Raw genomic sequence first — 20,517 nt, forward strand, 5'->3', positions numbered from 1 at the left:
TCGTCCACACATCCCGCCCGGCCGAACCCCGTAGCGGTACGGGCCGACACCGGCCCGTACCCACCGAACCGACATGAAAGCGAGGGGACATCCTTATGCCCCTGGTTCCCACGCGTGACCTCGTCTCGAAGGCCGCCGCCGCAGGCCGGGCCGTCGCCGCGTTCAACGTGATCACGCTGGAGCACGCCGAGGCGATCATCGCCGGCGCAGCCGCGGCGGGCGCCCCGGGGGTGATCCTGCAGATCAGCGAGAACGCCATACGGTTCCACGGCGGCCGGCCCGGGCCGATCGCGCGGGCTGCGGCAGAGGTTGGCAAGGCCTGTGACGTCGACGTCGCACTGCACATGGACCATGTGACGGACATGGAGCTGCTGCGCACGGCGGCCGACGCGGGGTTCTCCTCCGTGATGTTCGACGCCGGGGCGCAGCCGTACGCCGACAACCTCGCCGCCACCCGCGCCGCGGTCCGGTGGGCCCACGGTGCCGGCCTGTGGCTGGAGGCCGAACTCGGCTATGTGGGCGGCAAGCCCGACGCCCCCGCGAGCGCCCACGCGGCCGGGGTACGCACCGACCCGCAGGAGGCGGAGCGCTATGTCGCGGACACCGGCGTGGACGCCCTGGCCGTCGCCGTCGGCAGCAGCCACGCGATGACCGAACGCTCCGCGACCCTGGACCACGCGCTCATCGAACGCCTGCGGAAGGCCGTCCCCGTACCTCTGGTGCTGCACGGTTCGTCGGGCGTCGGCGACGACGATCTGCGCCAAGCCGTACGGGCGGGCATTGTGAAGATCAACATCGGTACCGCTCTCAACGTCGCGTTCACCGGCGCGGTACGCGAGACGCTGGCGGAGCACCCCGACCTGACCGACCCCCGCCCCTACGTCGCCAAGGGCCGCGAGGCGATGGCGGAGACGGTCCGGGTCCTACTCGGTGTGGTGAGTGGCTGAGCGGGGCCGAAGCTTTGCCCGCACCTGATGTCGCCCAACGAGCCGGCGCACGGTAGCGGGTGAGACGTCGTGGACCTCAGCGGGGCTTGGTGATCACATCTGCCGTACCGAGGTAGGTCAGGTCCGCAGCCTGCTGATCACGGAGCCGGTGTGCGGCGCGAACGGGTTCACCTCGATGCGGCGAATGGACTGCCGTACGTCGTCTTCCAGGTCGGTGAAAGCTTCCGGAGACCAGGGCGGCCTGTCGTTCGCGCTTCGGGCTGGTGGTTTTTACCGGTTGAGATCGAGGTAGGGCACGCGGTGTGTTTCGTACGATTTGGGGGTTACAGGGGCCATGAGTGCGTCTGTTCCCGGGTGGAGTAGGTGGCGTGCGGCGTGGATGGCGGCGGCGATGCCTGCCGGCACGCCGTCTGCGCGCATGCGTGCCACGACCGGCATGGCCGGGTAGTCGAGATCCAGTGTGTGGATGGCTTCGAGCTGTCCTACGTGTTCTGCGAGACCTGGGTGCTCCGCGTCTGCTTCCAGGACGGACAGTACGGGTGCCCACAGGTGGGGATCTCGGCGCATCCACGGTGAGCTGCTCGTCCTGGGCGGGCCGGTGGCCGCCTCCACCGTGTGGGAGATCCTGAAGGATTCCGGGATCGACCCGACACCCGCGCATCGCAGTCCGCGGCGCGGCAAGAACGCTTGACGGGCCGCGGCGCGCTGCTGGCGACGTTGAGTTCGGCCCAGACGAACTGCAGCGGTATCGGCCGGCCCCGTCGGGCCGTACGCGCCGTTCACGTACTCGTAGACCTCATCTCGGCTGCACCACTGGGCGCAACCAGGGCCTGTTCAGTGCGGACCACAGCACGGTGAGCGCGGCATGTTCCGATGACCGTGGCGTGATGTCCGGTGCTGCTGCACCTGTACATCGTGAGTCGGCAGCAGCCGCAGGTCTCGACGCTGTGGTCACTGTCCGATGCCAGGCGCGTGGTGAAGGAGCTTGACGTTGATGATCCTTTTGGTGCCGCAGTGGAGCTTGCGAAGCAAGCCCACTACAAGATCAGCCTGAGGCGGATTGCTGACCTCGACGTCAGGTCGAAAGGGTCTCGCTGGCTCTGCGCACCACGAGGCTCCGCTGGTTGCCGGGTTCCTCCGGTTCGGCAATGGGGCTGACACGGCTGGTTAGGGTGCGCGGCGAGATGGTGCCGCAGGTCCTGGTGGCGGAATTGGTGGACGGCCCCGATCTGGCGCAGCACGAAGCGCCGTTCGTGGGTATCGGTGAGGAAGGCTGGGAGATCTCAGGGGAGTCGGCATCTCAGGGCTAGGTAAGCCCGTGTGAGGGCGTGGGGCCACCAGGCGGTGCGGCTGATGGCGGTCGCCGGTCCGACGGTGACGCCGGCGGTCCCGAGGGCAAGGGCATACGCGAGCCCGTAGGACGAGTGGGAGATGTTCCATCGGGTGGTCCGTACCAGGTGGCCTGCCCGGGGCGAGAGCCAGGTCACCCGACCCCAGGGCTGACACGGTGTAGATGCCGGTGAATCCGAGACCGGCTGCGACCGCTGTGATCGAGACCAGCCTGCGAAACGTGCTGTGGTCCTGAGCGAGTGATGTTGCGGGGTCTTGCGATGTGCCCTCGTCAGCGGGATGGACGTTCAGGCTTGCGGCAAGCCCGACACCGAGGCCGTACAGGGCGGCGTAGTAGATGTAGTTGCCAGGGTGGTCGGCGAGGGAGAAGTGCGCGCTGTTCAGCAGTGCGGGCATGGTGTCCATGAGGAGTAGGACGAGTCCGACGGCCGGGCCTGCGAGCAGGCCAAGAGCCAGCGCGCGTCCGTCGAAGGACCATCTCAGTGCGCTCGCCGGTGCGGGATTGTCGCTGATGCGGCGGGTGGCTGAGCTGAGCAGCCCTTCGGCCAGGGCGTACACGAGGGCGTTGACGCCAGCTGTTGCCAGAGCTGCGGTGGTGCCCAACCAGGCAGATGGGAACCATAGCGACAGGCCTGCTGCCAGGCCGGTCAGGCACATTTTCCAGTGCCAGGACCACGACTGGGCGGGCGTTCGAGTGGTGGGGCGGTCATCTACGACTGCCAGGTTGCCGGCAGCCCTACTGCCGCCCCGACCTGGCCATATGCACCGCGCACGACGCGGTAGGACGGCATCTTCACGTCGAAGGTGCCCTTGAAGTGTCGAATCGACCCACAAAGCCCTGACCGCAGCACATGGGCGTCGATCCGGAATCCTGCGGAGAGGGACTGTGCGACGGGGACTCGACGCCACGTAGGTGGGCATTTTCGGAATCTCAGCAGCGCCCGGTGGCGGTAGTCCTCCGGCCGGCCGCCCCACCCGTCCAGTCATGCCGGTATGGGTAGCAACGGCCGGATGACCTGTCCTTTGAGGATGAGGGCTGTGCCGCAGCCGAGGACCACCCGGATGGTCGCCTGGACCTGAGGCCGGCTGCGCTTCAGCGGGGCATCAGGACCTCAATCTTTCCCTGGATGTCCTGCATGATCTCCTCGACGCTCAAGGCGATGTTCACGCTCGCCGCCATGCTGAGGAACATCACGGCGGACACGATGTGTGCCAGCGTCGCGGCGTCGCGCTCTGCGACCCGATCGTCTCGGCGCAGCACGGCGGCGATGGCCTCCTCGGTCTGCACGACGATGGCGAGTGCTTCGCTGTGCCGGGGCTCCTCGGGGTCACCGAAGACCATCTCTCGCAGATAGGTGCGTCCGTTGTCGATCTGGATGCGGTTGCACTCGACGATCGGCCGGACGATCGCCAGCACCGCGTCCAGCACGCCTGGGACGGTCTCGGCGTCCGCCCGGCCCTGCTCGAGTGCTTCGGCGTACTTGGCGTTCTGCACGAGCAGGAGGAGTTCGCCCTTGGTCTTGGCATAGAGGAACAAGGTCCCGGTGCCGATGTCGGCCTTGTCCGCGATCTGCTGGGTCGTGACCTCATCGACGCCGTTTTCGGCGAACAGTTCACTGGCGGCAGCGACGATGCGGTCGAGCTTTTCCTGCTTGTTCCGCTCGCGCCGTCCGACAGGCATGGCGGTGCCCTCCTAGATTCTGACTGTAATCATTTATGATTGTACTTGGTATCGTGTGGGCGCGGATGCGGCTCCGTTCATTCTCCATCGCGGGGCGGCGTGTCGCTGCTCCATCCGTGCGTGGCCACGTACCTCGCATCCTCCTTGGAAAAAAGGAACCCATGCTCTCCCTCGATGGAGCAGTCGTCGTCACCGGCGGCAATGGCGGTATCGGCACCCACCTCGTCCAAGACGCCCTGATGAGATTGACGGGCGGGTCGGCGAAGGTGATCTTCGCGATCTGCGGTGAGGTGTGCTCGTAGTGGATGGTGCTGTACTCGCTCATGGCTGGCTCCGGCTACGGATTCGGATGTGTGACGGGTGCCAGACGGCGACAGCGGTGCGAAAGGGTGGGGAAGTGTGGTGCGGACGCATTGCTTCACAGAGAGCTGCTCGTTGACGAACTTCCGGAAGGTGCCGGCGCCGTCCCTGCGGCGCAGGTAGATCAGAGCGCGGGCACCGACCGGTTGTCCGGGGTCTGCGACGTCGTACCAGCGGAATGAGTTCGGCGGGCCGGCGTAGAGCAGGGCGCGGCGGAACACGTTGATCTCGTCGGCGTAGACCGGCTTCGTCTGCTCGCGCCCTTTCAGAGGTGCGAGCGCCGATTGGAGGGTGACTTCCGCGACGCCGTCGATCTTCCGGTCGGCGGGGATCGCAGTCCGGACCCCGTCGGTGGCCGGCCATCGGCCTGGGTTGTGCTCGGCGAGGTGGATCCCCCGTTACTCGTCAAGGCCCGGGGTGGCGAGATGATCCTTGAGTGCGGGCCCTTCCAGTGGTTCATGCCGGTCTGGCGGGGCTGGTCGGTGCGCACCCACAGCAGGATCGAGGAGACGAGAGGCTTCTCCACTTCCAGGGGCGTGACGGCCGGTGACGCGTTCATGACCTTGCCTTTCTCTTCCTGGACAAGCGGTTGTCATGGGGCGAGGAACTTGACCGCCACGGGGGCGAACCGGTCGTGGTACTGGAAGATGCCGCCGTGCCCGGAGTCGGGGTAGATGATCAGCTCACTGCCCTTGATGCGCAGGTGCAGGTCCTCCGACAGGACCGACGGCACCATGCGGTCGTTGTCGCCATTGGCGATCAGGGTGGGCTGCGTGATCGTCGACAGGTCGTCGGGTGCGGAGCGCCCCCACTTCTTGATCGCCTTCAGCTGCGTCTGGAACGCCTTGGTCTTGATCTCCGCGTCGCGGTCGACGGTGCGCTCCTTGAGCCGGTTGACGAACGCGCGCCCGGCGGCCTTGCCGGTGGCATTGCGGTTGAAGAACAGGAACTCCTTGGGGTCCGAACGGGTCAAGGTGGCGCGCAGGATGTCCCAGTACGTGATTCTGGCAACCTTGTCCATGTCCTTGCCGCCCTTGGGCCCGGTGCCGGTGAGGACCAGCTTGCGGACGAGCTCGGGGTGCTTCACCACCAGAGCCTGGGCGACCATGCCGCCAAGGGAGAAGGAGAAGACGTCGACCTTGTCGTACCCGAGCGCTCTGATGAAGGTGTAGGCGTCGTCGGCCATCGCCTCGACACTGTCCGGCACCTGACCGGTGGACGCCCCGGCACCGCGGTTGTCGAAGGCGATGACGTGACGGCCCTTCGCGATGGGATCGATGATGCGGGGGTCCCAGTTGTCCAGGGTCGCGGCGAGGTGGACGAAGAAGACGACGGGGATGCCGCCCTTCGGTCCCAGCTCGCGGTAGGCATAGGTGACGCCACCGGCACTGACGGTGCGGGCCGGAGTCTTCGCGTAGGAGGTGATGACGGCTTCGTTCGGGGTGTCGGTGCTGCTCATGACGGATTCTCCTTGCGTGTTCTGGGTCGCTGTGTGTTTCGTGTCGCCCGTCGCGGTTGGGGCAGGTCAGCCGCTGCCGATGACGGCCTTGCCGCGGATGCCGCCCTGGGACAGGGACTGCAGCGCCTGCGGGGTCTGGTCGAAGCCGACCACCTTTCCCACGACCGGACGCACCACGCCCTGGTCGACAAGAGTGGTGATCTGGCGGAGCTGGTCGCCGCTGGCGCGCATGAGCAGGAACTCATACGTCACCCCGAGCTTCTTCGCCTGCATGCGGATCTTGCGGCTCAGGGCGGCGACCGCCAGGCGCAGCAGCGGGTTCAGGCCGGCCTCGCGCGCGAAAGTGGGCTCCGGGGGACCGGCGATCCCGATGGCTTTGCCGCCGGGCTTGAGCACCCGCAGGGACTTCTCGAGAGTCTCCCCACCGAGGCTGTCCAGCACCAGGTCGTAGCCGGTCAGGAGCTGCTCGAAGTCCTGGGTGCGGTAATCGATCACCGTGTCCGCGCCGAGCGCGCGCACGAAGTCCGCGTTGGAAGCGCTGGCGGTCGTGGCGACGTGCGCGCCGAGGTGCGCGGCGAGCTGGATCGCGATCGAACCGACCCCGCCGGCGCCGGCATGAATGAGAACCTTCTGCCCGGGCCGCACCTTCCCGCGCTCCACCAGCGCCTGCCACGCCGTGAGCGCCACCAGCGGCAGCGAGCCGGCCTCATTCATGCTGATCGAGGCGGGCTTCAGCGCCAGGTCGCCCTCCGCGACGGCGATGCGTTCGGCAAAGGTGCCGATGCGGTCCTGGTCGGGCCGACCGTAGACCTCGTCTCCGGGCTTGAAGTCGCGAACCGCCGTCCCGACGCCGATGACAGTGCCCGCGACATCGTTGCCGAGGACCAGCGGCAGCTCGTAGGGCAGGATCTGCTTGAACTCACCGATGCGGATCTTCTCATCCAGTGGGTTCAGCCCGGCGGCCTCCATCCGGACCAGCACGTCGTGCTCCCCGACGGTGGGCTCGGGGACGTCCGCCTCCTGCAGCGGCTCCTTGTACTTGGTGACAACGAACGCTCTCATGGGGCGCCACTCCTAAAATTTGTCTGATTTATCGGTGTCTGCGATCTGATCGACCAACCCGGTGCGGCATACGGGGTCTCACCCCGCTCCATCAATCCGAGCACACTCAACTATGAGTGCACTCAGAAATAATGTCAAGGGAGGTCCCCATGGGAAGCGGTCACATGCCGATCGGGCGCCGCGAGAGGGCCGAATAGGACAGCGTCACCCGTTTCGGAGGGCCGTTGTGTGTGCTGGGGGCGGGGCCAGGGCCTCGTGTGGATCTGCTCGGTGCGCCCGGGTGGTCAGACCGCGGCCGAGTCGTCGACAGGCAGGACGGCGCCGTTGACGAACAAGGCGGCATCGGACGCCAGGAACGTGATCGCCGCGGCCTGTTCGTCCGCGCCGCCGAGGCAGCCGCTGTTCACGCCGATCAGAACTCTGATCAGGGCTGGCCCGATGCCGGCGGGGGCGGAATTCACGCGGATGCCGGTAGGCGGGGCGGGTGCGATGGCATGGGTGCGGATGCCCTGCTTGCGGCACGTCACGGCGAGGTTCTGATTCCGATGGTGACAGGATATGACGCCCAATACCTGCAGTAACGTGCGCTGCTCGGACCGCACGTCGACATCCGGGCGTGAGCGCGTTCCCAGGGCGGGAACCAGGGTCCGTTCGGGTGTCTGTATGGCTCAGCCAGGTCCGTTCTTCACGTGACTTTTCGCAATTACCGGAAGAGAGCCGCAGCCGATCATTTGACACATCTTCACGTGGTGGTGCTTTCCCCGAGAGCCGGTTTCTGCGATGCGGGGGCGTCCGGCCGGCGCGTCCTCCTTTGCAGGAGATGGATCAGGAGGAGTGCAGCGACGGCGAGCAGGACGAGTGGTGTCACGTCGGTCAGGAGGGTCAGCAGCAGCCCGGCCGAGTCGGCCTTGTCGCCGAGTTCCCTCACGCTCGCAGGCGTCACGCCGAACGTGAAGGAGGAAACCGGCATCAGAGATGTCGGTTCATCGCCGACGGTGGTGCTCGCCACGACGGTTCTGCTCACCGTCTGGTCGATGGCGATGCCGGTCTGCTGGTCGATGTAGGCGACCAGCGTCGAGCGGCCCTGGTAGGCGATCGGCACCGGGTTCGGCAGAGCGGACAGCGCTGCGGGGGTGAGACGGGCCCGGGCCGTGGAGCCGAGTTCGGGCCGCAGTTTCGTGACAAGCCGCTTCGGCAGGGCGGGCGGGAGCGGTTTGAGTACCGCGGGGTCCTTGACCGGGGCCGACACGGTGATCGTGTAGACGTTCACCGCACGGCCTTCACGTTTCGCGGTTCCGGTGTAGCGGATCGGCACGATCGAGCGGGTCAGCGAGTCGTAGTACCTGTAGGAGTTGTCCTGCGCGGCATCCGGGGGGAAGGCGGAGCTCAGCGCTCCGCGCGACGGTTCCACGGACTTCGAGGCCGGCGGTGACGTTCCCCGTCTGCTCTCTCTGTCGAGGGCGTACGTCTTGACGCTGGGTAGAGACTGCTTGCCGAGGTGGATCGTCGTGGCGTCCTTGAGCACGGCTGTGTCGCCGTGGGTGGAGGTGACCTGTAGTCGGCGGTCGACGGTGATGGGGATGCCCGACTTGAGTGCGTGGGCGGTGTCTCCGAACTGCAGGGCCTTGCTGTCCAGCATCATGGCCTCACCCGCGTAGTGCACCGTCGGGTCGGTGTCATCGGGCAGCTTCGTGGCGTTCGGGGCGAGGACGAAGCGGACGACTGTCGCGACAGCGACCAGGACGACGGCCACGGTGATGAGCACGGTCGACGAACGATGAGCGGACACGAATTCCTCCTTTCCTGTTCTGGGCACGGTTTCGGTCACATGTTCTCGGCGCCGGCTCTGATCGCTTCACGGATACGGGGGTAGGTGCCACAGCGGCAGATGTTGCGGATGCCGTCCAGGTCGGCCTCGGTGACCGAACGGCCTTCCTCCTTGACGCGGCGGACCAGGGCGACGGCGGCCATGATCTGGCCGGGCTGGCAGTAGCCGCACTGGGCCACGTCCTGGTCGAGCCATGCCTCCTGCATCGGGTGGAGGTCCGCTCCCACCGTGGCCGGTAGCCCTTCGATGGTGGTGACTTCGTCGGACGGCCGCAGATCGCCCACGGGAATGGCGCACGGGTTGGCGGCCCTGCCGTTGAGGTGGCTCGTGCAGGCTTTGCAGACGTTGATGCCACAGCCGTACTTCGGTCCGGTGACGCCGAGGATGTCGCGAAGGACCCACAGCAGCCGCTCGTCGTCCGCGGCGTCGACGGTGACCTGCTCGCCGTTGAGGCGGAACGTGTGCTCAGGCATGGAAACTCTCGCTCTCGACGCACATCAGCGGACATGGTTCAAGCCGTCGGTGGGTGACGCGGGGACGGGTGGGACGGTGGGTTTGGGTGTGAAGGAGAGGGTGCCGTGATTGATGGGGAAGTCGGTGGGCATGGCTCCGGTGGCACGGCCGTACGCACAGGCGACCGCGGCCATCGACGCGGCCACGCCGAGTTCTCCGGCACCGCCGGGCTCACCGGTACCGGTCGGCATGATGACGACCTTCAGCTCGGGTGGTGTGTTCCATTGCCGGGTGTAGAAGTAGTTGTCCCAACTGGCCTCCAGGAAATGTCCGTCGCGCAGGTGCAGGCTGGAGGTCAGGGTCAGCGCGATGCCGTCCATGAGACAGCCCATCATCTGAGCTTCCAGACCACGCGGGTTGACCGCGAGGCCGACATCCACGGCGATGACCGCTCTGGTGACGCGAGGGCCGGCGACACCGTCGCGGATGGGGCGGTCGACCGTCTGCGGGCGGCAGTCGAGCTCCACCAGCACCGCGCTGGCGGCGTGGTACTCGGAGTGGAAGGCGATGCCCTGAGCCGTACCGGCCGGCATGCTCCGGCCCCAGTTCCCGACCTCGGCGACCTTGTCCAGCACCGCGCGGGAGCGGTCGTCCCGCAGGAAGTCGTGCCGGAATCGGTAGGGGTCCTTGCCCATCCTGGCGGCGATTTGATCGATGAGGAGTTCCCGGGTACAGGTGACGTCGGGGGAGTAGACGTTGCGCATGCTGCCGGTGTTGAAGCCCTTGTCGGTCTCGCTCAGGAGGCGGCTGTTGGAGCCGAAGTTGTACGGCATCGACTGGGAGAGCTGGAAGAAGAGCTCCGAGAATCCGATGTCGCCCACCGGAAGTCTCGCCGCCAGGGCTGTGAAGATCTCTCCCAGGCCGTGGCCGAGATCCGTGGAGACGCTGGTGTGCCGCTGGGTATAGCTGAGAACGGTGTTGCCGAGGTAGGCGATCAGCGCACGGGAGATCGCCATGGGATGGGTGCGGCCCTGGCGGGAGTCGTCAGCGCGATGCCACATGAGCCTGACCGGTTTGCCGATCTTCCGGGAGACCTCGACCGCCTCCAACGCGGCGTCGAAGAAGAGTTTGCGGCCGAAGGAACCGCCTCCCTCGGTGACATGGACGGTCACCGAACGCAGCGGCAGACCGAGCTTGGCGGCGATGGCCTCCCTCGCGACGATGGGTGCCTTCAGGCTCGACCAGATCTCGGCACGGTCGGGGCGGACGTCGGCTATCGCGCAGTTCGGCTCCAGTGCGCTGTTGCTGCGGAAGCGGAAGGTAAACCTGCCTTCCACGCACGGCGTCAGCGGCGGAAGTCCGAGGGGCAGTTCGGCCGCTCGCAGTTCCTCCAGCACCACATCGTCGGACTTGCCTTCCGCGCTCCCCGCCCTCCACGACACCTTCAAGGCGCGTACGGCGTCGATACACCGTCCGAAGGTGGCCGCGCGCACCGCCACCCCGGTCGACACCACGACGACGTCGGTGACACCGGGCATGGAGCGGATCGAGGGCAGGTTGGACACCGATCCGACCTTGCCGTTGATCGTCGGCGGACGGCACACCATGGTTGGCATGGCGTCCGGGACGTCCAGGTCCAGCGTGAACTTCTTGCGTCCGGTGACTGCGGCGAGGGCGTCTACGCGGCCGTGCGGTTTTCCGATGACAGTGAACTGTTCGCGCCGCTTGAGGTCCACAGCCACTTGTTCGGTCCGTACGCTCGCGGCCCTTTCGGACAACGTCCCGATGTCGGCTCTCCGGTTGCCGGGGCCGGTGACGACTCCCGCCTTCAGAGCCAGTTCGCCGACCGGGGCTCCCCAGTCGGCGGCCGCCACCTGGAGCAGCCGACTGCGGGCGATGGCGGCGGCGATACGGATCGGGGTGTACGTCGAGAACGTCGTGTTCGATCCGCCGGTGAGCTGGTTGAACAGCAGTTCCGGCCGTGCGTCGGCCAGGGTGACGCGCACCCGTTCCAGGGGCACATCGAGTTCCTCGGCGATCAGCATGGCAGTCGACGTGGTGATGCCCTGTCCCACCTCGGCACGCGGCAACGCGAAGGACACGGTGCCGTCCTTGTTCACCTCGACCGTGATCAGACCGGAGGTCGGCAGGGCCGCCGCGGTCATCACGTCGTTGAGATCGATCAGTTCGGTGATCTCCGGTGAGGGAATGTCCGCCCGCGCTCCGGGCGCGGAGACGAGTTCCGCCGCGGCCGTCAGCGTCGGAGCGGCCAGCACGTAACCGAGGAACCGGCGTCTGGCGAGGGGTGCCGGGCCGGCTCCCTGCCGTGCCGAGCGATCAGTACCTGTCACGGACGGCCTCCCCACGTGTATCGCGGGTTCGGCGGATGGCTGTCCGTGGACGGCAGCCCGGCGTAGAACGCCCGGGTCGTCCCATCACTGTGCAGTGTCGTCATCGTTCCATCTCGGGTTCATGGTCGGGGAGTTCAGCTGACGGGCCCGGGTGGCACGGGCCGTCGTAGTGAGTACGGACGGGGCGTGGGGCTGCCGCGGTGGTACGCCGCTGATGACGTGCCCCCGCGCCGGGCATGCCGGACGTCACTCAGGAGGGGCGGTTGGTGTCGGGGATCTCAAGGTGGATGCCGCGTCCTTCGGCGAGGAAGAGCAGGACGAACTTGCGGATGGCCTCTTCCACGGCCCAGGCCGCCTGGGGGACCAGCGGCAGGGGGATGAGTCCTTCGCGGAAGGCCACCAGCAGCGGCCAGGCGGCGGCGATCAGCGGCTGCCAGAAAGGTTCCCTGTCCAGTCCGATCAGGTCGCCGGTCCGGTCGCCGAGTGTGTACCTGCCGAAGGCGTTGATCAGGGGCCGGGTGAGACCGGCGTCGAGCTCGGCGACGATGTCGAGGAGGACGTCGGTCAGTTCCTTCCCCTCGGGGGTGGCGGCGAGCCGGGGATCGAGAACCTGTGCGGCCTGAGCGTTGGCCTCGTTCCAGGAGGCGGGTATGTACTCGTCCTGGACGCCGAGCATGTGCGCGGTGACCTGCCACACGTGCAGGAAGCCGTCGGACTCGGTGGAGCTGACCGGAACCCTCCAGTCGATCAGCTTGCGCATGACAAACGTGGAGAGACTGTGCCAGGTGACCATGATGTCGGCCTGGCTGATGGGGATCGTCTGCCCGCCGCTGGTCTGGGACCAGCCCGGGGACTGTGGCAGCAGGTGCCGTACGGCGGCGTGCACCAGCCGGGTCTTCACGGCGGTCACGATCATTCCACCCTGCGGCTGGTAGGCGTCCAGGTCCCCGACGTCGTACCCGAGCTGGGCGGTCTTGGCGATGCGGTCCTTCATGTCCGCACCGCCCTTGGAGTAGTAGACGGCGCGCGCCTCCCGGGGAATGGCGGTGCTCATCAGTCCGCTGCCCAGTCCGTACAGGGCGCCCGCGTAGATGCCCTTCTTCTTGGTGAACTGGGCCGCGGCGTCGAGCTTGCGCCGGTCCGTCCAGGACGGGAGCTGGCGGGCCCTCTCCATGAAGTCGCGCAGGTCCGCGGGGAGTCCGGCCGGCAGCGGCTGGTCGTTGCGGGTCCACTTGCGCAGCACCTCGTTGGCTTTGGCCGTGTCCCCGCGTTCGATCACGGCGGCCAACACCGGGTCGGCCTCCTCGTCCCAGACCCATTCCGGGTCGAGTCCCGCGCCCTTGCCCGCCACCGAACCGCTCGGCGCCCACGTCCACAGGGACCGTGCGCCCGCAGGTGTCGCCGCCCCCAGTGCTCCGAGCGCTCCGAGTGCTCCGCCTGTGATCAACATTCTGCGCCTGCTGAGTTCGTCCATTGCTCTGAACTCCTCCTTGATTCCTGCTGATGCTCGCTACGGGGTGAGAGGGGTGTGCTGCGTCTTCCCGCGTGAGGGCCGGCCCCGGATGTCGGTACGGGCGGCGGCGGGCCCTCACGCGTTCGGGTGTCGAGCGGGTCTTCACGCTGGTGCGCGAACCCCCTACGTCCTGTGTGGCGTCGGGATCTGCGGGACGGTGTCCTGCCCGCTTCCGCCGCACCGCTCGGACGCTTCTGTGTCCAGTCGCGTGCGTCTGCCGTCTGCCGCCTGCCGATCCGGAGTCGTTGCGCGCGCGGGTGCCGTCTCTCCTCAACCGGGGCGGTTGGTCTCGGGGATCTCGATGTGCGTTCCCTGGCCCTTGGTGAGGTAGAACAGGATGTACTTGCGGGCTGCCTCGTCGATCGTCCAGGCAAGCGGCGGCACCATCGGCAGCGGTATCAGCTTCTCGCGGAAGGCGACCAGCTTCGGCCAGGCGGTCTCTATCGCCCTCTCCCAGAACGGCTCACGAGGGATGCCGTCCCAGTCGGCGACCTGGTCACCGACCAGGTACCGGGCGAGCGCGTTGACGAGCGGACGGTCGATGCCGCCGGGACTGGTCTGCTCGGCGAGCTGGCGCAGTAGGATGTCGGTGAGTTCGACACCTTCGCGCGTGGGGGCGAGGACCGGGTCGAGGACCTGGTCGGACTGCGAGTTGGCCGCGTCCCAGGTGGCGGGGATGTACTCGTCCCGGATGCCGAGCAGATGTGCGGTCACCTGCCACACATGCAGATAGGCCACCGATTCGGCCGACGTGATGGGTACTTTCCACCCAAGCATCTTCCGCATGGCATAGGTGGGCAGGCTGTGCCAGGTGACCAGCATGTCCTGCTGGCTGATCGGGATCCGCTGGCCACCGCTGGTCTGCTCCCAGCCCGGGGACCGCGGCAGCAGGTGGCGTACGGCGGCGTGGACCAGGCGGGTCTTGACGGCTTGTACGATGACGTCGCCGTCGGGCCGGTACGCGTTCAGGTCCCCGACGGCGAAGCCGAGCATGCTCGTCTTGGCGACACGGTCCTCCATGTCGGCGCCGCCCTTGGAGTAGTACACGGCGCGTGCCTCGCGGGGGATGGCGGTGCTCAGCATGCCGCCTCCCACTCCGTTGAGCAGGTTGAGGTAGAGGCCCCTGGACTTGTTGAAGGCGGCCGCTAACTCAAGTTTGCCCCGGTCCGCCCAGGACGGGAGCTGGCGGGCCCTCTCCATGAAGTCGCGCAGGTCCGCGGGGAGTCCGGCCGGCAGCGGCTGGTCGTTGCGCTTCCAGGTGCGCAGCGTTTCGTTGGCCTTCGGTACGTCGCCGCGTTGGATCACGGCGGCGACCAATTGGTCGACCTCTTCGTCCCAGACCCATTCCGGGTCGAGTCCCGCTCCCTTGCCCGCCACCGAACCGCTCGGCGCCCACGTCCACAGGGACCGTGCGTGGGTCGGCGACGCCATGCTCAGCGCTCCGAACGCTCCCAGAGCCCCGCTCGCGAACAACATCCTGCGCCTGCTGAGTCCTTCCATTGCTTCGAACTCCTCCTTGAGTTCTCCAACACCACTGCGTGGGTTGGTACGATGAAACGCTTTATGATTCTGTGTTTCATCAGGGGAGCACATGTGCGATGCGAACGCCATAGGCTGTACCGAATCAGGGAGGCGCATATGGAACCCGTCCTGTCGGCTGCCAGGCGGCCTTCCGGTACTCCGTCCGTGTTGGAGATCGCGTTCACCGAGGCCGTCGACGGTGCCGACCGGGACGACGAGACGTCGGCTCGCCTGCTCGACGCCGCCTATGAGCAGTTCTGCCGCATGGGCATCAAACGTTCGACCATGACGGACGTGGCGCGGCAGGCCGGTGTCTCTCGGATCACCGTCTACCGTCGCTTCGCCACCAAGGACCAGCTGGTCGAGCAGGTCGTACGGCGCGAGTTCCGGCGCTACTTCGACCGTTTCATCGAGGACGTCCGCGATGCCGAGACCGTCGCCGACCGGGTTGTCCTGGGGTTCGCGAGCTCGTTGCGGGCCGTTCGCCGCAACCCTCTCATCGGCGGTCTCATCGCCGCCGAACCGGACGCCCTCGTGCCGTCCATGACCAGTGACGAGGGCCGCACGCTGAGCGTGGTGCAGCAGTTCGTCGCGTCACGGCTGCGCCAGGAACAGTCGGTGGGCAACCTCTCCGGCGACGTGGACGTGGACATGCTGGCCGAGATGATGGTCCGGGTGTCCGCGTCGTTCCTGATCATCCCGAGCCATGTGCTCGACCTCGACGACCAGGAGCAGGTACGCGCGGCGGCACGGCAGTTCCTCGTCCCGATGCTCGGTCCACCGCACTCGCCTCACCCGTAGCGTTCGCCTTTCTCTGCCATCGTCACCAGGGATGCCGGCGGTTCGAACCGCTTCCTGTACCGTCCGGCCAGCTCCCTGGACCGGACGACGAAGCCGTGGAGCCCGCCGGGACAACCGTTGACGTACTGCAGGACCCCGCCGGTCCACGGGGGAAAGCCGCTGCCCGGAAGGGAACCGATGTTGGCGTCGGGCACCGAGCGGAGCACGCCTTCGTCGAGGCATCGGACCGCGTCCAGCGCTTCGGCGAAGAGCATCCGCTCCTTCATGTCCTCGAGCGGGATCTCACGTCCCCCTGCGGTGAAGTGCTCGTACAAGCCGCGCCACAGTCCTGTCCGCCGACCGTCGATGTACTCGTAGAACCCTGCGCCCGCGGAGCGCCCGCTCCGCCCGGATTCGTCGATCATGCGGTCCACGACCGGTCCCGAACCGTGCGGGTGCCACTGTCCCGTCTCGGCCAGCACCGCGGCCTTGGTCTCCTCCCGGGATCTTCCGCGGCAGGGTCAGGGTCAGTTCGTCCAGCAGCTGTGGTGGCGGCGCGGGACAACCCGCCTGTTAGCCGGCCTGTTCGACCGAGGCGGGAGGCAGGCCCTCACCGACGATGGCTACCGCCTCGTCGATGAACTCGGATATCACCCGGCTCGTGAGGAAGCCCCGGCCGTCGTTGACGACGACGGGCGTCTTGCCGATCTGGTGCGCTGTGTCGATGGCCTTCGCCAGGGTGCGCTCGCTGGTCTTCTCCCCGGTGATGATCTCCAGCAGGGGCACCTTGTCGGACCCCAGTACGGCGTCCGGCACGACGACGTTTGTCAACGGGGAGAAGAAGTGCGGGCCGATGAAGTCCTCCGAACGCCTGACGTCCTTCGCCGGCCCGGTGACGGGCCAGGGTGGAGGTGTCGGACCCCAGTACGGCGTCCGGCACGACGACGTCCTCGATCTCACGAAAGACCCGCAGCTTGAGGTCCGGGTCCTCGATGACGGCTTCGATCACGAGATCGCACCCGGTGAGGTCCGCGGGATCGGCGGTCGGCATGATGTGCGCGAGGATCTCGTCGGCTTCCGCCCGGGAGAGCCGACCGCGCGCCACGGCTTTGGCGAGGAGCTGCTCGGAGTAGCCCATGCCCGTCATCGCTGCCTCGCAGGAGCGTCCTTGAGGACTACGGGCATGCCGCCGCGGGCACAGGAGTACGCGATCCCGGCACCCATCATGCCGGCGCCCAGAACACCCACCCGGTGTGCGGTGTGGTGGGGATGGCCCTCGGGACGGCTGCCACCGGACATAGTGGGCAGCAAGTCGTAGAAGAAAGCCTGCATCATGTTGGTCGAGACTTGACCCCGTCATGAGTTCGACGAGGTAACCGGTCTCGATCTTCTGTCCGCGTCGAGGTCGACCTGCGAGCTTTCCACGGCCGCGTCGAGGATGTCGCGCGGTGCCCGCAGGTTGCTCCCCTTCAGCTGCTTGCGCAGGTGCGCCGGGAGGGTCGGCAGCATTGTCGCGACCTTGGGATGCCCGTTCCGTGCCGACCAGGACCAGGGCCGCACCATCCACGATGCCAAAGGAGTTGCCCGGTGTGTGGACGTGCTCGATGCGCTCCAGTCGGTGGTACTTCTGCAGGGCCACCGTGTCGAAGTCCGCCATCGCGCCGATGCCGGTGAACGAGGGCTTCAGTTTGCCGAGCGTCGCTGTCGTCGTCTCGGGGCGCGGGTGCTCGTCCTGGGCGAGCACCGTGGCACCGTTGCGGTCTGGGACCGGAACCATGGATTTCGCGAAGTAACCGCCGGACCACACGTGCGCGGCCCGCTTCTGGGACCGGACGGCGTACGCGTCCACGTCCTCGCGCGAGAAACCGTCGATGGTCGCGATCAGGTCGGCACCGATGCCCTGCGGCACGAAGTACGTGTCGAACGCGGTCTCCGGATTCGCGGCCATGGGGCCGCCGTCGCTGCCCATCGGCACACGTGACATGGACTCCACACCGCCCGCGATCATCAGCTGCTCCCCACCTGAACGCACCTTCTGCGCGGCCGTGTTCACCGCCTCCAGGCTTGAGGCGCAGAACCGGTTGAGCTGGACGCCGGCCACCTGGTCCGGTAGTCCAGACGCCAGCGCCGCCGCTTTGGCGATGTTCATGCCTTGGTCTCCGACCGGGGAGACCATGCCGAGTACGACGTTGTCGAGCCGCTCCGGATCCAGCTCCGGGTGGCGGCGGCGCAGTTCCCCGATCAGGCTCGTCACCAGTGACAACGGTTTGACGTGGTCAGCGAACCCCACTTGCCCCGGCCGCGCGGGGTGCGGATCGCGTCGTAGATGAATGCTTCGGCCACGGTTCTTGCGCTTCCTCTCCGACGGCGGGCGATTCCCCACCGGTCCGGGCACTCTCGGTGCCGATGACTCTGATGGAGACAAGTAAGAGGCTCTATTGGCCATGTATCAACAGAGTGAGCAGCCGTCAAAAAACGTGTACGGGCAGCTGGTTGCCGACATTGGCGCGGCCCGGGCGGCGATGGATATCGCCTGCGGTCCTATCTGTTGACTCAAAGCCAAGAGCGGTTCACTGTGGGGACCGCCCAGGAATCCGCTCACGTGATGGAGGGAGCCCGCCGTGGCCACAGCAGAGCAGCTGTACGAGTCCGTCGAGGGGCTGACGATCCCCGCACTACTGCGTCGCAACGCCCAGCGGTTCGCCGAGCGTCCGGCGCTGACTACTGGTATCGGTCCGGATGCCGGAACGCTGTCGTGGTCGCAGTTGCGCGCGGAGGTCGCCGCTCTCACCCGCGGTCTCACCGCCCTCGGGCTCAAACGGGGCGACCGCATGCTTGTCGCGATGTCCAAGCGGGCCGAGCACTGGGTTACCGATCTGGCCGCGATCCACGTCGGCGTCCTGCCGTGCAGCACGTACGACACGCTGAGCACCGAGCAGATCGGAGCCGTGGCCCGTCACAGCGCGGCCACCATCCTCGTCCTTGAGGGCAAGGAGCAGCTGGAGCGCTGGCAGCCGATCCTGCAGGATCAGCCGAATCTGCGCGCCGTCGTCGTCCTCGACTGGGACGCCGCGCCGCCGCATGACCCGCGTTTGGTCAGTTACGCCGCCGTCCGCGGCGCGGTACCGCCCGATGACGCCGCTTTCGAGGCGCTCACGGACGCCGTCACCCCCGACCAGCCGCTGGCCCTGGTGTACACCTCGGGCACGACCGGTGCCCCGAAGGGCGTGGTGCTCTCGCACCGCAACGTGATCCACGAGTCCCTGATGCAGGACCAGCTCGTCCCCGTACCGGAGCATCCGAGGTCGGTCGCGTACCTGCCGCTGGCACACATCGCCGAGCGGGTGCTCGGGATCTACATGCCGATCTGCAACGCGGGCCACGTCACGATATGCCCGGAACCCGACCAGTTCCTGTCCGCACTGCTCACGGTGCGCCCGCAGGGCCTCTTCGGAGTCCCCAGGGTGTGGGAGAAGCTCGCAGCCGGCCTGAAGGCGAGGCTGGCGACCCTTGACGAACAGCAGAGCGAGGCGGTGGCGCAGGCCCAGAAGATCGCTCTTGAGGTGTATCGCCTTCGTTCCGAGGGCAAGGACATACCGATCGGGCTCGTCGAGCCGCTGGAGCAGCTTGACGAGCAGGTGATGAGGCCCCTGCGAAAGGCCGTCGGACTCGAAGACTGCCGCAGGGCTTTCAGCGGCGCGGCCCCGATTCCCGCCGCGGTCCTGGAGTTCCTGGCGAGTGTGGGACTGCCGGTGTACGAGGTGTGGGGACTGAGTGAGACCACCGGCGCGGCGACGGTCAGCACACCCGAGGTGTTCTCGCTCGGCTCGGTCGGCCGGGCCGGGCCGGGGATCGAGGTGCGGGAGGCCGGTGACGGTGAACTCCTCGTCCGCGGCCCTGTCGTGTTCCTCGGCTATCTGCAGGCCGATGGCCGCATCGAGAGCGCGACCGACGCCGAGGGCTGGCTGCCCACCGGCGATGTCGGAACGGTCGACTCACGAGGGCTGGTCACCATCACCGACCGCAAAAAGGAGATCATCATCACCGACGCCGGCAAGAACATCGCCCCGACCAGGATCGAAACCCTGCTGAGGGCGCATCCACTGGTCGCTCAGGCCGTCGCGATCGGTGACCGACGGCGCTACGTCACCGCCCTGCTGGTGCTCGACGAGGACATGGCGCCGGCCTGGGCCAGGGCGAACGGGATCGACGGGTGCGACCTGGAAGCGCTGTCCCGCCACCCGGTGGTGCTGTCGGCCCTGGACGAGGCGGTTGCCGAGGCGAACGCGGTGCTCTCCCGCGCGGAGCAGGTGAAGAAGCATCTTGTGCTGGCCGGTCCCTGGACTGCCGAGAGCGGTGAGCTGACGCCCAAACTGAGCTTGCGGCGCCGTGCCATCGACGAACTGCACGCCGCCACGATCAAGTCGATGTACACGTAAGGCAGACACACCGGCACGAAGGAGAAATGATCACATGGGCGTTCAGCGCGAAGCTCAGCGACGCCGGATGGAGCCGGACGCCCGGCGCGCCGAGATACTCGGTGTCGCACGCAGACTGTTCGGCGCCAACAGCTACACCACGGTGTCCATCGCGGACATCGCCGCCGAGGCCGGTGTGGCGCGTGCTCTGGTCAGCCACTACTTCGGCAGCAAGCGGCAACTCTACCTGGAGGTCGTCCGGCAGATGATGGTCGTCCCGGCCTCCGTCTCCGAGCGGCTCCCGCCGACCACGGCCGAGGAGCGCGTGTCGATCTGCGTCGACCGCTGGCTCGAAGTCGTGGACCGCAACCGGGACATGTGGCTGTCCGCGATCGGCCTGGAAGCTCTGGGCAACGATCCGGAGATCGACCAGATCATGCTCGAAGCCGACGAGATCGCCACCGACCGTGTTCTTGAGGCGGCGATGATGACGGACGTCACCGAGGGCCGGCAGAAGCTGCGGGCGATGGTCCGCGCCCACAGCAGCATGCTGAAGGCCGCCTCCCGCGAATGGCTGGTGCGCGGCACCCTCAGCCGCAGCGACCTGCACGTGATGCTGACCCGCACCGTGCTCCACCTGGTCGACACCGTCTTCCCCGCCTTGCGGGACGAGTGAGAACCCCTCTACGGCAGAACACCCTTACGGCGAAACATCTTTACGGCCCCTGCCGAAGGAAGAGAGCGTCATGCCCCGAGTCCTGTCAGACGAACGACGTGATCTGCTCAAGACGATC

General features: G+C 67.2%; 15 protein-coding genes and 2 pseudogenes. 6 read left to right on the forward strand and 11 right to left on the reverse strand.

Annotation, left to right across the window (positions count from 1 at the left end; all coding sequences use genetic code 11):
- The first annotated feature begins 95 nt into the window (after positions 1 to 95).
- Positions 96 to 947: a class II fructose-bisphosphate aldolase gene (locus IE278_RS25410; protein ID WP_189775562.1), complete on the forward strand. Its 852-nt coding sequence runs from the start codon at positions 96 to 98 to the stop codon at positions 945 to 947.
- Between the two features lie 1,148 nt (positions 948 to 2,095).
- Positions 2,096 to 2,257, forward strand: coding sequence for a hypothetical protein (locus IE278_RS25415; RefSeq protein WP_189775563.1), 162 nt, complete (start codon positions 2,096 to 2,098; stop codon positions 2,255 to 2,257).
- Positions 2,258 to 3,390: 1,133 nt separating this feature from the next.
- Here IE278_RS25415 and IE278_RS25420 read toward each other — a convergent pair.
- Positions 3,391 to 3,978 carry a TetR/AcrR family transcriptional regulator gene (locus tag IE278_RS25420; protein ID WP_189775564.1) on the reverse strand — a complete coding sequence of 196 codons (588 nt, stop codon included), beginning with the start codon at positions 3,976 to 3,978 and terminating at the stop codon, positions 3,391 to 3,393.
- 161 nt (positions 3,979 to 4,139) lie between these two features.
- Here IE278_RS25420 and IE278_RS25425 point away from each other — a divergent pair, with 161 nt between their 5' ends.
- A complete protein-coding gene (locus tag IE278_RS25425) occupies positions 4,140 to 4,280 on the forward strand; it encodes a hypothetical protein (RefSeq protein WP_213089742.1) in 141 nt (46 codons plus the stop codon).
- Between the two features lie 650 nt (positions 4,281 to 4,930).
- Here IE278_RS25425 and IE278_RS25430 read toward each other — a convergent pair.
- From IE278_RS25430 to IE278_RS25465, 8 genes are all read right to left on the reverse strand, one after another.
- Positions 4,931 to 5,797, reverse strand: coding sequence for an alpha/beta fold hydrolase (locus IE278_RS25430; RefSeq protein ID WP_189775565.1), 867 nt, complete (start codon positions 5,795 to 5,797; stop codon positions 4,931 to 4,933).
- Positions 5,798 to 5,863: 66 nt separating this feature from the next.
- Positions 5,864 to 6,859, reverse strand: a complete 996-nt coding sequence (locus IE278_RS25435) for an NADP-dependent oxidoreductase (RefSeq protein WP_189775566.1) — start codon at positions 6,857 to 6,859, stop codon at positions 5,864 to 5,866.
- A 284-nt stretch (positions 6,860 to 7,143) separates the two neighbouring features.
- The gene (locus IE278_RS25440) at positions 7,144 to 7,461 is read right to left on the reverse strand and encodes an SDR family oxidoreductase (RefSeq protein WP_308434938.1); all 318 of its coding nucleotides are present in this window, start codon (positions 7,459 to 7,461) and stop codon (positions 7,144 to 7,146) included.
- Positions 7,462 to 7,601: 140 nt separating this feature from the next.
- Positions 7,602 to 8,648, reverse strand: coding sequence for a porin PorA family protein (locus IE278_RS25445; protein ID WP_189775567.1), 1,047 nt, complete (start codon positions 8,646 to 8,648; stop codon positions 7,602 to 7,604).
- 35 nt (positions 8,649 to 8,683) lie between these two features.
- Positions 8,684 to 9,160: a (2Fe-2S)-binding protein gene (locus IE278_RS25450; protein WP_189775568.1), complete on the reverse strand. Its 477-nt coding sequence runs from the start codon at positions 9,158 to 9,160 to the stop codon at positions 8,684 to 8,686.
- Between the two features lie 24 nt (positions 9,161 to 9,184).
- Positions 9,185 to 11,491, reverse strand: coding sequence for a molybdopterin cofactor-binding domain-containing protein (locus tag IE278_RS25455; protein WP_189775569.1), 2,307 nt, complete (start codon positions 11,489 to 11,491; stop codon positions 9,185 to 9,187).
- 250 nt (positions 11,492 to 11,741) lie between these two features.
- On the reverse strand, positions 11,742 to 12,965 hold the full coding sequence (locus tag IE278_RS25460; protein ID WP_189775570.1) for an oxygenase MpaB family protein: 1,224 nt from the start codon (positions 12,963 to 12,965) through the stop codon (positions 11,742 to 11,744).
- 309 nt (positions 12,966 to 13,274) lie between these two features.
- Positions 13,275 to 14,504: an oxygenase MpaB family protein gene (locus IE278_RS25465; RefSeq protein ID WP_189775571.1), complete on the reverse strand. Its 1,230-nt coding sequence runs from the start codon at positions 14,502 to 14,504 to the stop codon at positions 13,275 to 13,277.
- A 138-nt stretch (positions 14,505 to 14,642) separates the two neighbouring features.
- Here IE278_RS25465 and IE278_RS25470 point away from each other — a divergent pair, with 138 nt between their 5' ends.
- Positions 14,643 to 15,326 (forward strand): TetR/AcrR family transcriptional regulator, encoded by a 684-nt coding sequence (locus tag IE278_RS25470; RefSeq protein WP_189775572.1) that lies wholly within the window; start codon positions 14,643 to 14,645, stop codon positions 15,324 to 15,326.
- Here the strand turns inward: IE278_RS25470 and IE278_RS43420 are convergent.
- Positions 15,317 to 16,832, reverse strand: a pseudogene (locus IE278_RS43420) (3-hydroxyacyl-CoA dehydrogenase family protein); the annotation flags it as partial. The gene IE278_RS25470 and the pseudogene IE278_RS43420 overlap by 10 nt on opposite strands.
- Positions 16,825 to 17,648, reverse strand: a pseudogene (locus IE278_RS41850) (thiolase family protein); the annotation flags it as partial. The pseudogenes IE278_RS43420 and IE278_RS41850, both read right to left, overlap by 8 nt.
- 278 nt (positions 17,649 to 17,926) lie before the next feature.
- On the opposite strand from IE278_RS41850, the gene IE278_RS25485 reads away from it, so the two are divergent.
- A complete protein-coding gene (locus IE278_RS25485) occupies positions 17,927 to 19,744 on the forward strand; it encodes an AMP-dependent synthetase/ligase (protein WP_189775574.1) in 1,818 nt (605 codons plus the stop codon).
- 34 nt (positions 19,745 to 19,778) lie between these two features.
- Positions 19,779 to 20,399: a TetR/AcrR family transcriptional regulator gene (locus IE278_RS25490; protein ID WP_194709345.1), complete on the forward strand. Its 621-nt coding sequence runs from the start codon at positions 19,779 to 19,781 to the stop codon at positions 20,397 to 20,399.
- The last annotated feature ends 118 nt before the right edge of the window (positions 20,400 to 20,517 follow it).

Origin of the sequence: Streptomyces tauricus (assembly GCF_014650955.1) — a bacterium.
Lineage (GTDB): Bacteria > Actinomycetota > Actinomycetes > Streptomycetales > Streptomycetaceae > Streptomyces > Streptomyces tauricus.